This window comes from Amycolatopsis sp. NPDC003731 (genome assembly GCF_053586895.1).
Genome location: NZ_JBSFNC010000007.1, coordinates 1 through 13,439, shown reverse-complemented (window position 1 = coordinate 13,439; position 13,439 = coordinate 1). Strand labels below are relative to the sequence as shown.

14 protein-coding genes and 1 pseudogene are annotated in these 13,439 nt (G+C 72.8%); 13 read left to right on the top strand and 2 right to left on the bottom strand.

Going from position 1 to position 13,439, the window contains the following annotated elements:
• The first annotated feature begins 121 nt into the window (after positions 1 to 121).
• The 4 genes and pseudogenes from ACWDN5_RS04725 to ACWDN5_RS04710 all read left to right on the top strand — a co-directional run bounded on the left by ACWDN5_RS04725 (position 122) and on the right by ACWDN5_RS04710 (position 2,520).
• A complete protein-coding gene (locus ACWDN5_RS04725) occupies positions 122 to 544 on the top strand; it encodes a hypothetical protein (RefSeq protein WP_310975268.1) in 423 nt (140 codons plus the stop codon).
• Positions 541 to 1,827: pseudogene (locus ACWDN5_RS04720) on the top strand (NRAMP family divalent metal transporter). The gene ACWDN5_RS04725 and the pseudogene ACWDN5_RS04720 overlap by 4 nt, the downstream one beginning before the upstream one ends.
• A complete protein-coding gene (locus ACWDN5_RS04715; protein ID WP_310975265.1) occupies positions 1,824 to 2,207 on the top strand; it encodes a PRC-barrel domain-containing protein in 384 nt (127 codons plus the stop codon). Before ACWDN5_RS04720 ends, ACWDN5_RS04715 begins: the two are co-directional and overlap by 4 nt.
• Positions 2,194 to 2,520, top strand: coding sequence for a hypothetical protein (locus ACWDN5_RS04710; protein ID WP_449674496.1), 327 nt, complete (start codon positions 2,194 to 2,196; stop codon positions 2,518 to 2,520). The genes ACWDN5_RS04715 and ACWDN5_RS04710 overlap by 14 nt, the downstream gene beginning before the upstream one ends.
• A gap of 116 nt (positions 2,521 to 2,636) precedes the next feature.
• Here the strand turns inward: ACWDN5_RS04710 and ACWDN5_RS04705 are convergent, their stop codons facing one another.
• Entirely contained in the window at positions 2,637 to 3,053 is a 417-nt protein-coding gene (locus ACWDN5_RS04705) for an STAS domain-containing protein (RefSeq protein ID WP_310975262.1), read from the bottom strand.
• Between the two features lie 391 nt (positions 3,054 to 3,444).
• On the opposite strand from ACWDN5_RS04705, the gene ACWDN5_RS04700 reads away from it, so the two are divergent.
• From ACWDN5_RS04700 to ACWDN5_RS04665, 8 genes are all read left to right on the top strand, one after another.
• Entirely contained in the window at positions 3,445 to 5,325 is a 1,881-nt protein-coding gene (locus tag ACWDN5_RS04700; protein ID WP_449674494.1) for an aldehyde dehydrogenase family protein, read from the top strand.
• 11 nt (positions 5,326 to 5,336) lie between these two features.
• A complete protein-coding gene (locus tag ACWDN5_RS04695) occupies positions 5,337 to 6,863 on the top strand; it encodes an acyl-CoA synthetase (protein WP_449674492.1) in 1,527 nt (508 codons plus the stop codon).
• Positions 6,860 to 7,636 (top strand): crotonase/enoyl-CoA hydratase family protein, encoded by a 777-nt coding sequence (locus ACWDN5_RS04690; protein WP_449674490.1) that lies wholly within the window; start codon positions 6,860 to 6,862, stop codon positions 7,634 to 7,636. Before ACWDN5_RS04695 ends, ACWDN5_RS04690 begins: the two co-directional genes overlap by 4 nt.
• Complete coding sequence (locus tag ACWDN5_RS04685; RefSeq protein ID WP_449674488.1) at positions 7,633 to 9,552, top strand: acetoacetate--CoA ligase; 1,920 nt, start codon at positions 7,633 to 7,635, stop codon at positions 9,550 to 9,552. Before ACWDN5_RS04690 ends, ACWDN5_RS04685 begins: the two co-directional genes overlap by 4 nt.
• Entirely contained in the window at positions 9,549 to 10,442 is an 894-nt protein-coding gene (locus ACWDN5_RS04680) for a 3-hydroxyacyl-CoA dehydrogenase NAD-binding domain-containing protein (protein ID WP_449674486.1), read from the top strand. Before ACWDN5_RS04685 ends, ACWDN5_RS04680 begins: the two co-directional genes overlap by 4 nt.
• Before the next feature lie 13 nt (positions 10,443 to 10,455).
• Positions 10,456 to 11,322, top strand: coding sequence for a 4-hydroxyphenyl-beta-ketoacyl-CoA hydrolase (gene couO, locus ACWDN5_RS04675; RefSeq protein WP_449674485.1), 867 nt, complete (start codon positions 10,456 to 10,458; stop codon positions 11,320 to 11,322).
• A 74-nt stretch (positions 11,323 to 11,396) separates the two neighbouring features.
• On the top strand, positions 11,397 to 11,615 hold the full coding sequence (locus ACWDN5_RS04670; RefSeq protein ID WP_310975751.1) for a DUF2188 domain-containing protein: 219 nt from the start codon (positions 11,397 to 11,399) through the stop codon (positions 11,613 to 11,615).
• A 90-nt stretch (positions 11,616 to 11,705) separates the two neighbouring features.
• Positions 11,706 to 12,437: a hypothetical protein gene (locus ACWDN5_RS04665; RefSeq protein ID WP_449674483.1), complete on the top strand. Its 732-nt coding sequence runs from the start codon at positions 11,706 to 11,708 to the stop codon at positions 12,435 to 12,437.
• A 60-nt stretch (positions 12,438 to 12,497) separates the two neighbouring features.
• Here ACWDN5_RS04665 and ACWDN5_RS04660 read toward each other — a convergent pair whose 3' ends face one another.
• The gene (locus tag ACWDN5_RS04660; RefSeq protein WP_310975248.1) at positions 12,498 to 13,220 is read right to left on the bottom strand and encodes an ATP-binding protein; all 723 of its coding nucleotides are present in this window, start codon (positions 13,218 to 13,220) and stop codon (positions 12,498 to 12,500) included.
• Between the two features lie 124 nt (positions 13,221 to 13,344).
• Here ACWDN5_RS04660 and ACWDN5_RS04655 point away from each other — a divergent pair.
• Positions 13,345 to 13,439: manganese catalase family protein (locus ACWDN5_RS04655; protein WP_364528568.1), on the top strand; the 95-nt coding region annotated here is incomplete at its 3' end.

Sequence of the window (13,439 nt, the reverse complement as noted above, 5' to 3'; positions counted from 1 at the left end):
GGAGACGACAGTTCGCTCGGCATGGCCCCGAATTCCCGCCCGTGCCCTGGTCCGACCACTCGTCTGTCCACGGTGGAGCATCCCGGCGTTTGCCCACGCCGCGAGCGGGTACCCCCTCCGCGTGATTGCGCTGCGGCGAACCCGGCTCTGCGCGACAGTCGTCGTCGCGATCGCGGCACTGACGGCGGCCTGCGCTACCGACCCGCAGGCCGAGACCGTGCACGCCGGGCGGGAGATCCGCGGCCAGCTCGAACTCCTGCGGCTCGTGGTGACCGCCGACCGCGACCGGGTGCCGCCCGTGCCCAGCCTGTCGGTCACCGTCCGCGACGCCGCCGACGAACTCGGCGCGGCGGGCCAGGACGTCGGCAAGCTGACCGACGACCGGGCGCGCGCGGCACTGGCGTCGATCACCGACCGCGCCGTCGCGGTGGCCCACCGGCTCGACGACGGCCTCGGCGACGGCACCGACGAAGGGCTGGACCGGATCGACGCCGAACTGCAGGGCCTCATCGGCGAACTCGCCCGCTGGGGCGTCACCTCGTGAGCAAGAAGTTCCTCGCCGTCACCCTCGGCATCCTCACCGCGGTCGGCGGTTTCGTCGACATCGGCGACCTCGTCGAAAGCGGCGTCGTCGGCGCCCGCTACGGGATGGCGATGGTCTGGGTGACCGCCCTGGGCGTGCTCGGGATCTGCGTCTACGCCGACATGTCCGGGCGGATCGTGGCGGTGTCGGGGCGCCCGGTGTTCGACCTGATCCGCGAACGCCTCGGCCCGCGGATGGCGCTGCTCAACCTCGCCGGCTCGTTCCTCATCACGCTGCTGACGGTGTGCGCGGAGATCGGCGGCGTCGCGCTCGTCATCGAACTGGCCTCCGGGGTCGACCGGCTGGTCTGGGTGCTGCCGATCGGCGTGCTCGTCTGGCTGGTGATCTGGCGGGTCGTCCATCCATGCCCCCGCCACCCCCCTCAACGGAGACGCTTCGCGCCGCGGTGCTGATTCGAGCGGATGGAAACCGGCTTCGGCCTCGGCGGGCTGGCGATCGGCGTGTTCGCCGTCGCGGTGTTCTTCCTGCACCCGGACTGGTCGTCGCTCGGCGCGCAGGTCGCCGGGCTCGCCCCGCCGCCCGACCAGGCGCTGCCGACCTACGCTTACCACGCGGTCGCGCTGTTCGCGTCGGCGATGACGCCGTACGAGGTGTTCTTCTTCTCCTCCGGCGGCGTCGAAGAGGGCTGGAAGGTCAAGGACCTGCCGGTCCAGCGCGCCAACGTGCTGCTCGGGTTCCCCCTCGGCGGCCTGCTCGCCATCGCCGTGATGGCGTGCGCGGCGACGGTGCTGTTCCCGGCGGGCGTCGACGTCAGCCAGCTCAGCCAGATCGTGCTGCCGGTGACGCTGGCGCTCGGCACCGCGGGCCTGGTGATCGTGCTGATCGGCATCTTCGCGGCCACCTTCGGCGCGGCACTGGAGACCGGGCTGTCGTCGGGGTACATGCTGGCGCAGTACTTCGGCTGGGACTGGGGCAAGCGCCGGGCGCCGCGCAACGCCGCCCGGTTCCACCTGACCGTCGGCGCCGGCCTGCTGGTCGCGGTGCTGGTGGTGCAGACGGGGCTCGATCCGGTCGGCCTGACCGAGATCTCGCTGATCTTCTCGGCGGTGGCGCTGCCGCTGACCTACCTGCCGGTGCTCATCGTCGCCAACGACCGCGAGTACCTCGGCAAGCACGCCAACGGCCACTTCAGCAACACCGTCGGCGTCGTCATGCTCGCCGTCATCGCCGTCGCGGCGCTGGTGGCAATCCCGCTGATGATCTTCACCGGAGCAGGCCAGTGAACCCCGACCTCGGCCCCATCGACCTCGGCGACGCGCTGCTCGACCGGCAGATCGTCGGCGAGGACGGCACGGTGGTCGGCAAGGTGGACGACCTCGAGCTGCGCGCCGAAGGCGGGACGTACGTGGTCGACGCGCTGCTGGTCGGCCCGGAGGCCTTGGCCGACCGCGTGGGCGGCCCGATCGGCAAGCTCCTGCACCGCATCGGCCGCGGCTTCCGCGCCCAGGCACCCCAGCGCATCCCGCTGAACGCCGTCCGCCGCATCGAGCCGACGATCGTCGTGACGACGGCGATCGCCCACGCCACGGACAGCCCGTCGGAGGACTGGCTGCGCCGCCGCGTCATCGGCCGGATCCCGGGAGCGGGCCGTGCGAGCCGGTGAGCTGATCGGCCGCCCGGCCCGCGACACGACCGGCCGCGACCTCGGAGCGATCCGCGAAATCCGCGCGGAGGCGACACCGCGCGCGGACGGCGTGCCGGAGCTGGTGGTGCGCGGGGTGATCGTCGGGCGCACGCGCATCCGGCTGTTCGGGTACCAGCGCCACGACCAGCGCGGGCCGGCCCCGCTGGTGGCGCTGATCCGCTGGCTGCACCGCCACAGCCGGTACGTGGCCTGGGAGGACGTGGACACGTCGGGCCCGGAGGTCCTCGTGCGGCGGCCGTTCGCCGAGCTCGACCCGCTCGACCGGCCTTAGTTCCGCGGAGGGGCAGCGTTGTCTGCCCGTGCGGCGCCGAAACTGCCCCTGGGCGTTGCTGACCACCAGGTTCAGGGTGCGGGTGACCTGGTCGTCGCGGGACACCCGCGGGCCGATCAGCTCTGGCTGTGGATCTCCGTCGCGCGTTCCCACCCGGACGGCAGCCGGCTGACGTTGAGGGCGTGGTCGAGCCCGCTGGCCGACAACGCCCGGCGCACCACCCGGTTGTCGCCGGTGACGACGCGCAGGGTCGCGTTCTCGCGGGCCACCCGCGCCTGGATGCCGCCCAGGGCCGCGAGGCCCGCTCCGTCGAGGAAGTCGACCTCGGACAGGTCCAGCACCAGAACCGGGAACCGGCGGTGCGCCCACGTGCTCAGTGCCGAGCGCACCTGGGGTGCGCTGTCGGCGTCGAGGGCACCGCGGATGCGGACCATGACCGCGCCGAAGTACGGGCGGATGACCTGGATGTCGAACTGTTCGCGCTTCGACGGCGCTACGGGGATCGCCGTCGCTGGGGGCTGGACGACTAACATTCCACGCCTCATTCGCAGATGACGTGCCGGACGGGTCTCGCCGACCCGATCGGTCGCGGGCAAATCGGGGGACGGAAGCTGTTGCTGAACCGCACTTCGCAGCGTAGTCCTTGATCCGAACGGCGCAACCCCGCCAACGGCCGAACCCGGCACCTCCGCACGCGACCCGCATGCGCGCAACTCAAACCACCCATCCGGGTGAATCAGCGCGTGACTGCGGCCGGCTCGCCGAATACCCATCCGTCCACACCGGACTCGGCCGGCGGACGTCGAGGAATCACGTCCCGGCCGGCCCGGCACCCGCCCCCTTGACAGGGACGGCCTCCGCGCCGCATCCTGACTTCGATCTCAGGGTTCCTGATATACGGGCCACTCAGTGAGGAGCCGGACGATGACCGCAGTGGAGGAGCGGCCGGGCACCCGCCCGGACGTCGCCTCGGGCCGGCTGTTCATCGGCGGCCGGTGGGCGGAGACCGCGGACCGCTTCGACGCCGTGGCCCCGGCCACCGGCAAGACCCTCACGACCCTCGCCCGCGCGACGGCCGCCGACGTCGACACCGCGGTGGCCGCGGCCCGGCAGGCGTTCGAGGGCTGGGCCGCGACGCCGGGCCGGCAGCGGGCCCGGGTGCTGCACCGGGTCGCGGACCTGGTGCGGGCCCGCGCCGACGAAATCGCCGCTCTCGAAAGCGCCGATGTCGGCAAGCCGATCTCGCTGTGCCGGGCGGTCGACGTCGAGACCGTCGCCGAGCAGTACGAGTACTACTCGGCCCTCGCGCAAGGCGTGGACGGCGCGACCCGGCAGATCCCGATCCCTTCGCACGCCTACCCCCGCCGCGAACCGCTCGGCGGGGTCGCCGCGATCACGCCGTTCAACTTCCCGCTGATCCTTTCCACCGCCAAGATCGCGCCCGCGCCGGCCGCCGGGAACACCGTGGTGCACAAGCCGGCCGAGGACACCTCGCCCAGCGCACTACTGATGGCCGAGCTGCTCACCGAAGCGGGCGTGCCCGAGGGCGTGCTCAACGTGGTCACCGGCTCCACCGCGGTCGGCCGGCACGCGGCGAGCGTGGCCGGGGCGCACCTCAAGCCGGTCACCCTGGAACTCGGCGGGAACACGGCGGGAAGTCGGCGACCACCGTCGGCTGGAAGAGCCCGCCTTCGATGTCCGACCGGCCGCCGCCGGCGCGGGCCTGCCCGACGTACTGCTCGACCTTCACCCGGTGCCGCTCGGGCCGGCTCCCGCGTGATCCGGGAGGAGATCTTCGGTCCCGTACTGACCGTGGGCGTCACCGCTTTCGGCCGCGAATACGGTCCCGAATCCCTCGACGCCCTCCGCCCGGACGAGGTCCGGGTCCGGATCGTCGCCACCGGCGTCTGCCACACCGACCTCGGCGTCGCCGCGGGCGCGCTGCCGTTCCCGCTGCCCGGCGTGCTCGGCCACGAAGGTGCCGGGATCGCCGAGGAAACCGGCGCCACGGTCACGCGCGTGCAGCCCGGCGACCGCGTCCTGCTCAGCTACACCTCCTGCGGCGGCTGCCCGAACTGCCGCGACGGCACCCCGATAGGCGGGCACTTCTTCGGCCAGTCCAGCTTCGCCGGGCACGCCGTCGCCGACGAGCGCAGCGTCGTCAAGGTCGCCGCCGACGCGCCGCTGGACCTCCTGACGCCGCTCGGCTGCGGCATCATGACCGGCGCCGGCGCGGTGTGGAACGTCCTCGCCCCGCTCCCGGGCGCCACGCTGCTGGTCACCGGCGCGGGCGCGGTCGGCCTCTCGGCGGTCATGGCCGCCCACCTGACGCCGGCGACCCGGATCATCGCCGTCGACCGCGTCCCCGGTCGCCTGGAGCTCGCCCGCGAGCTCGGCGCCACCGACACGATCGACACCAGCGGCGAGGACCTCGCCGAGACGGTCGGCGAGCTGACCGGCGGCCGCGGCGTCGACGGCGTCGTCGAGACCACCGGCAACGCGGGCGTCCTCGGAACGGCCATCGGCACCCTGGCTCCCCGCGGCACGGCGGTCGTCGTCGGCGCGCCCGCGTTCGGCACCCAGGTCCCGGTGGACGTCAACTTCCTGCTCCCCGGACGGCACGTCGTCGGCCTCACCGTGGGCGACGCGGACACCCGGGCACTGGTGCCGACCCTGGCCGAGCTCGTCGCCGCCGGCCGGTTCCCGCTCGGAAAGCTGGTCACGCACTACGAGTTCGGGCAGATTCAACGGGCAGTGGACGACATGCTCGCGGGCACGACGATCAAGCCGGTCCTGCGGTGGTGAAGGAGGCAGCCGTGAACCGCCCCGATTTCGGCCTGGGCAGCTGGCCCGCGCGGCGGGCGCGGATCAACCCGGACCGCACCGCGCTGGTGGAGGCCGGCCGGTCGCTGACCTACGCCGGGCTCGCCGAGAGGGTGCACCGCCTCTCCGGCGCTTTGATCCGGCGCGGCGTGCGGCCGGGCGACCGCGTGGCCTACCTCGGCGTCAACGCCATCACGGTGTTCGAGACGCTGTTCGCCACCGCCCGCTGCGGCGCGATCTTCGTCCCGCTCAACTACCGGCTCGCCCCGGCCGAGATCCGGTACATGCTCGACGACAGCGGCGCCTCGGTCCTCGTGCACAGCCCGGACACCGCCGGCCTCGTGGCGGCGGCCGGCGGGCTCCCGGACGGCGCGGTCATCGCGACCGAAGGGGACTTCGAGGCGGAGATCGCCGAGGCCGGCCCGGCGCCGGACACCGAGGTGCGGCTCGAAGACCCGTGCCTGCTGCTCTACACCTCCGGCACCACCGGACGGCCGAAGGCGGCGGTCCTCACCCACGGCAACCTCACCTGGAACACCGTCAACCAGCTCGCGCACCTCGACGTCCTGGGCACCGACAAGGCGCTGTGCATCGCGCCGCTGTTCCACTGCGTCGGGCTCGGCCAGATCACGCTGCCGACGCTGTTCAAAGGTGGCAGTGTGGAGCCGGTGGCCAAGTTCGATCCGGGCACCATCCTCGCCCGGATCGGCGAAGCCGGGATCACGAGTTTCTCCGCGGTCCCCACGATGCTGGAGATGATGTGCCGGCACGAGGACTGGGACCGCACCGACCTGAGCTCGCTGACCTGCGTGCTCTACGGCGGGTCGCCGGTGGCCGAGCGCGTCGCCCGCGCGTGGCTCGACCGCGGCGTCAAACTCCTGCAGGGCTACGGGATGACCGAAGCCGCGCCGGGCGTCTCGATGGCCACCCACGAGGGCACGCTCGACCACCCGGTCGCCGCCGGCGTGCCGCACTTCTTCACCGACGTGGCCGCCCTCGGTCCCGACCTCACGCCGCAGCCGCTCGACGGGAACCCGGCCGAGCTGCTCGTGCGCGGCCCGCACGTCTTCGGCGGCTACTGGCACCGGCCCGAGGAGTCGAAGGCGAGCTTCGTCGAGGGCGGCTGGTTCCGCACCGGGGACGTCGTCCGCGTCGACGACGACGGCTGGGCGCACGTCGTCGACCGGGTCAAGGACATGATCATCTCCGGCGGGGAAAACGTGTACCCGGCCGAGATCGAAGCGGTCGCCGTCCGGCTCGACGCGGTCGACGCCTGCGCCGTGGTCGGGGTGCCCGACGAGCGCTGGGGCGAGGCCGGCGCGGCCTTCGTCGTGCTCCGGCCCGGCGCCGAGCTGGACGAGCCGCGGTTCCGCGCCCACCTCGAACAGCACCTGGCGCGCTACAAGGTCCCCAAGCACGTGCAGTTCACCGACACGCTCCCCCGCAACGCCACCGGCAAGATCCGCCGCGTCGAACTGCGCACGCTGGCCGCCGAAACCTTCACGAACGGAACCGCATGACCGCCCCCCTCCTGCCCCCGTCGCTGCGCCTGGAACTGCGAGACGACATCGCCGTGCTGTGGCTGGCCCGTCCCGAGAAGCGCAACGCCCTCGACGACACGACGGTGCTCGGCCTCGAGACGTTCTTCGGTTCCCCGCCGCCGGGGATCAAGGCGGTCGTGCTCGACGCCGTCGGCGACCACTTCTCCGCCGGGCTGGACCTGTCCGAGCTCACCGAGCGGGACGCGTTCGAGGGCCTGGAGCATTCGATGATGTGGCACCGCGCCTTCGAGCGGCTCGAACGCGGGCGGGTCCCGGTGATCGCCGTGCTCAAGGGCGCGGTCGTCGGTGGCGGGCTGGAACTGGCGGCCGCCGCGCACATCCGCGTCGCCGAGCCCTCGGCGTTCTACGCGCTGCCGGAAGGGCAACGCGGGCTGTTCGTCGGCGGCGGGGCGTCGGTGCGGGTGCCGCGGCTGATCGGGGCGCACCGGATGGCCGACATGATGCTCACCGGCCGCGTGCTCGACGCCGACGAAGGCCACGCCGCCGGGTTGTCGCACTACCGCGTCGAAAACGGCCTGGAGCACGCGCTCGGCTTGGCCCGCAAGATCGCGGACAACTCGCCGATCACGAACTTCGCCGTGCTGCAGGCCCTCCCCCGCATCGCCGAGGCGAACCCGGCCGAGGGCTACCTGATGGAGGCGCTGATGGCCGCGATCGCCGGTGGCAGCGCCGAGGCGAAGGAGCGCATGCAGGCGTTCCTCGACAAGCGCGCCGGGAAGGTGGGCCGATGATCCTGCGCCCGGTCGCCCCCGACGTCCGCGAGACCACCGAGATCGGCCGGTACCTGCGCTGGCTGGAGGCCCGCGGGCACTTCTTCGACGACTACGCGGCCCTGCACCGGTGGTCGGTGACCGACCTCGACGGCTTCTGGTCCTCGATCAAGGACTTCTTCGGCGTCCGCTTCCCCTCGCCGGCCACCGCGGTGGTGCCCGACCGGACCATGCCCGGCACGGAGTGGTTCCCCGGCGCGACCCTGAACTACGCCGAGCACGCCCTCGGCCACGGGCCCGGCGACGCGGCCGCGATCATCGCCTACTCGCAGACGCGGGACCGCACCGAGCTCTCCTGGGACCAGCTGCGCGACCAGGTCGCGCGCGCCCGCGCGGGGCTGGCCCGGCTCGGGGTGGGCCGCGGCGACCGCGTCGCCGCGTACCTGCCGAACATCCCGGAAGCCGTGGTCGCCTACCTCGCCGTCGCGAGCCTGGGCGCGGTCTGGGCCTCCTGCGCGCCCGAGTTCGGCGCCCGGTCGGTGGTCGACCGGTTCGGCCAGATCGAGCCGCGGGTGCTGCTGACGGTGTCCGGCTACCGCTACGGCGCCAAGGATGTCGACCGCCGCGCCGAGGTCGCCGAAATCCGCGCGGGCCTGCCGACCGCCGAGCACGTCGTGCACGTGCCCTACGGCGAGCACGACCTGCCCGGCACGCTCGCCTGGGCCGACCTGCTGACCGGAAGTTCCCCCGGATTCGAGCCGGTCGGCTTCGCGCACCCGCTGTGCGTGCTGTTCTCCTCCGGCACCACCGGCAAGCCGAAGGCGATCGTGCACGGCCACGGCGGCATCCTCCTGGAGCACCTCAAGAACCACGGCCTCAGCTGGGACCTGCGCCCGGGCGACCGGATCCTGTGGTTCTCCACCACCGCCTGGATGATGTGGAACGCGCTGGTGTCGGGGCTGCTCACCGGTGCGTCGATCGTGCTGGTCGACGGCAATCCGCTGCACCCGGACCTGGCCTGGCAGTGGCGGCTGGCGGCGGAAACCCGGGCGACGCTGATGGGCGCGAGCCCGGGATTCCTGATGGCGTGCCGGAAAGCGGGCCTCGACCCGGCCGCCGAGCACGACCTGTCCGCGCTGCGGCAGCTCGGCGCGGCCGGCAGCCCGCTGCCCGCCGAAGGCTTCCACTGGGTGCACGAGAAGTTCCCGGGCGTCCTGCTCAACGTCGGCAGCGGCGGCACCGACGTCTGCAGCGGGATCGTCCAGGGCAGCCCGCTGCAGCCGGTCCGCGCGGGCGAGATCTCCGGCCCCTGCCTCGGGGTCGACGCGCAGGCGTTCGACGAGCACGGCGCCGCGGTGGTCGGGGAACTGGGCGAGCTGGTGATCACCGCGCCGATGCCGTCGATGCCGGTCGGGTTCTGGGGTGACGACTCCGGCGAGCGCTACCGCGAGACGTACTTCTCGACCTACCCCGGGATCTGGCGGCACGGCGACTGGATCCGGTTCACCCCCGAGGGCAGCTGTGTCATCGCCGGCCGCTCGGACGCCACCCTCAACCGCGGCGGCGTCCGGCTGGGCACCGCCGAGTTCTACGCCGTCGTGGAGGAACTCCCGGAGATCGACGACTCCCTGGTCGTGCACCTGGAAGATCCCGCGGGCGGCAACGGCGACCTCCGGCTGTTCGTGGCGCTGCGGTCCGGCGCCGAACTCGACGACGCCCTGCGCGGCCGGATCACCTCGGCGTTGCGCAGCGCGCTCTCCCCGCGGCACGTGCCGGACGCGATCACCGCCGTGCCGTCGATCCCCCGCAACCGCACCGGGAAGAAACTGGAGCTGCCGGTGAAGAAACTCCTGCTCGGCGCCGCGATCGACGAGGTCGTCGGCCGGGACGTGCTGGCCGATCCGACCGCGCTGGACCACTTCGGGGCGCCGGCATGAGCACCGTCGCGGTCGTCGGCACCGGCGTGATCGGCGCGAGCTGGGCCGCCCTCTTCCTGGACCACGGTTTCGACGTCGTCGCCAGCGATCCGGCGCCCGGCGCCGAGGAGCGGCTGCGGAGTGCGCTCGAGGGCACGCCGACGGACCGGCTCCGGTTCGTCGGCGACGCCGGCGCCGCCGCGGCGGAAGCCGATTTCGTCCAGGAGAACGGGCCGGAGCGCGAGGACGTCAAGCACGCGGTGTTCGCGGTCCTCGACGAAGCCGCGCGGCCGGACGTGATCCTGGCGAGCAGCTCGTCCGGGCTGCTGCCCAGCGTCATCGCGCGGGGCTGCCCGAAGCACCCCGAGCGCGTGGTCGTCGGGCACCCGTTCAACCCGCCGCACCTGATCCCGCTCGTCGAGGTGGTACCGGGCCGCGAGACCGCGCCCGAGGTCGTCGACCGGGCCATGGCGTTCTACACCTCGGTCGGGAAGCGGCCGATCCGGCTCGCCCGGGAGGTGCCCGGCCACGTCGCGAACCGGCTGCAGGCCGCGCTGTGGCAGGAGGCGTACTCCCTCGTCGAACGCGGGGTCGCGACCGTCGCCGACATCGACGCCGCCATCGCCTACGGGCCCGGCCTGCGCTGGGCCGTGCTCGGCCCGTTCGTCAACCAGCACCTCTCCGGCGGCGCGGGCGGGCTCGCGCACGTCCTGCGCCACCTCGGCCCGCCCACCGAAGAGTGGTGGCGCGACCTCGGCCGCGTCCACCTGACCCCGGAACTCGCCGAAACCCTCGTCGCAGGCGTCGACGCGGAACTGGCCGGCACCGACCACGACCGGCTAGTCGCCGCCCGCGACGCCGTCCTCGACCGCCTGCTGGCCGCCAAGGCCGCGCAGCCCGACCTGCCCTGACCTGGAGCTCTTCGTGGATCTTTCCTCCCTGACCGCCATCGACGTCCACACCCACGTCGAGCAGGACGGTCACGGCTGTTTCGCCCTCGACCAGGAACTGCTCGACGCGTCCGAGAAGTACTTCCGCGCCGGCCAGGACCGCACACCGACGGTGGCCTCGATCGCCGAGCACTACCGCGCCCGGAACATGGCCGCCGTCGTGTTCACCGTCGACGCGCCCGCGGCGACCGGGCACCCGGCGCTGTCGAGCGAGGAGATCGCCGACGCCGCGGCCGAGCACGCCGACGTGCTCATCCCGTTCGGCTCGGTCGACCCGCACGCCGGCAAGGCGGCCGTGCTGCGCGCGCGGCGGCTGGTGGGCGAGCACGGCGTGCGCGGGTTCAAGTTCCACCCGAGCCTGCAGGCGTTCGAGCCCAACGACGTCCGGTACTACCCGCTCTACGAAGCGATCGCGGAGCTGGGCGTCCCGGCGCTGTTCCACACCGGGCAGACCGGCATCGGCGCCGGCCTGCCGGGCGGGCACGGCATCAAGCTGCGCTACTCGAACCCGATGCTGCTCGACGACGTCGCCGCCGACTTCCCGGACCTCACGGTGATCCTGGCGCACCCGTCGGTGCCGTGGCAGGACGAAGCGATCTCGGTCGCGACGCACAAGGCGAACGTGTTCATCGACCTGTCGGGCTGGTCGCCGAAGTACTTCCCGCCGCAACTGGTGCGCGCGGCGAACACGTTGCTGAAGCGGAAAGTCCTGTTCGGTTCGGACTTCCCGGTGATCACCCCGGACCGCTGGCTCGCCGACTTCGCCGAACTGGAGATCAAGGACGAGGTGCGTCCGCTGATCCTCAAGGACAACGCCATCGGCGTACTCGGACTGGCTTGACCGCCGGTTGACGTTTGTCCGCTACGTCCCCGGGCATCCGCCACCTTCCAGGTCTCACGATGGGAGGCGGCGTCGTGGCGGAGGGTGACGTACACACCTACTACGAAGACGGGCTGTGGAAGAACCGCGTCGAAGGCGGCCGCCGGGCGTCCAACACCTCCCCCCGCCGCGTCGACGCGGTGCTGGCGGGGCGGCAGATCGCGCGGAAGCGCCGGGTCGGGCACTTCGTCCACACGCCGGAGGGCGAGGTCGAGACCGAGCGCGACTTCCGGCCCCGCGGCACGGCCCGATGACCTCCGTCACACCGGCGGTAACGGAACACCCGTTCGGACGATAGCCCGTTCGTGTCCGGGGACGCCCCGGCCTTCACGAACGGACTCCGCATGTCTCGCCTCCGCCTGGTCGCGCTCGTCGCGGCCGGATCCCTTGCCCTCGCCGGCTGCTCCGGCGCCCAGGACACGCCCGTCCCGGCCGCGGCCGCCGCGACGACGTCCCCGGCCTCCTCGGCTCCGGCGGCCCCGGCCCTCGACGCCGCCGAAGTGGGCACGGCGATCTCCGACGCCGCCAAGCAGGCGTCCGCCGTGCACGTCAAGGGCACGATGACCCAGGAAGGCAGCGCGCTCAACCTGGACCTGCAGCTCAACCCGGACAGCGCGAGCGGCACGGTCGTGAAGGACGGTCTCGAGATCCCGGTGCTGCGGATCGGCGACAAGTACTACTTCAAGTTCACCGAGTCCCTGGTGAAGCAGGCCGGTGCCCCCGCCGCGGCGGCCAAGCAGCTCACCGGCAAGTGGGTGTCCTCGACGGCCAAGATCGGCCAGGGCATCGGCGCGGCGTTCAAGACGTTCCTCGACTACAAGTCGTTCACCCAGGGCACGCTGGGCGAGCTGGAGAAGACGACGTTCAAGCCGGGCGAGCAGACGACGCTCGCCGGCGCGCCGGCGCTGACCTTCACCAGCTCGGACGGGACGGCCACGGTCGCGGCGACGGCACCGCACTACCTGCTGCGCATGTCGGACCCGAAGAACGGCGCCATGGAGTTCAGCGACTGGAACAAGCCGACCACCGTCTCCGAGCCGCCGGCCGCGGAGATCTACTCCGGCCCGGGCTCCTGACGCGTCTCGGGTGACGGCCGCTGCCGGGGGTGTTCGCCCCCGGCAGCGGCCGTTCCGGCTTCAGCGGGCCAGCAGCGCCCACACCGTCTTCCCGCCGGAACGCGACCGGCTGCTCCCCCACCGCTTCGCGACCTTGGTGATCATCCGCAGGCCCAGCCCCGCGGCCGCCAGGTCCAGCCCTTCCCGCAGCACCGCCGGCCGCCGGCTCTCGTCCGAGACTTCCACCGACAGCGTCCGCCGGCGCAGCTCGAGCCGCAGCCGGGGCGCCGAATCGGTGTGGCGCAACGTGTTCTCGACCAGCTCGGTCGCGATCAGCTCGGCGTCCTCGGCCAGCTCCGGCACCATCCACTCCGCGCAGACCCCGCGGACGAACCCGCGAGCGCGCGCCGACGTGCGCGGCGAGCGGTCGAGCAGCCGGCCGGCCCGGCGCCGGGCCGGGCTGATCAGTGCCGCCTCCGCGGTGGCGGCGTCCGGGTACACCGGCACGCCGCAGCCGGCGAGCGCGGCCCGCTGTTCCGGGCGGCCCGTCACCAGGGCGAACGGGATCGCCGGCCATTCGCCGACGCGCAGCGCCACCAGGGCGAACACCCTGATCAACGTCCGGTCGCGCAGGTCCAGGCGCTCGACGTCGATCAGCACGCCGTCCTCGGCGTCCGCGGCGAACTCGAGCAGCCGGTCGCGCAGCTGCGGGTACGTCGCGCGGTCGAGCACGCCGACGACCGAAGCTTTCGCCGGTGCGCCGTACCGGGGTACCAGCCACACGGCATTGTGCCGAGCGAGCACTGGCGACCACCTCCTCCACGACGATCACCCGTTCGAATAACCCGTCCGGAACCCGTCAAACCCCGCGATTCGCCGGTTGGCGCGGCCGATCGGGGGAACTCCGCGGGCTCAGAAGGGAGACGATGTGTTCCGTCACACGAAGCTGCTGCAGTTCGAAGCCAAGCCCGAAAAGCCCGACCCCGTGTACGCCCACAAGCTCCAGGAACTCATCGGCGGCGC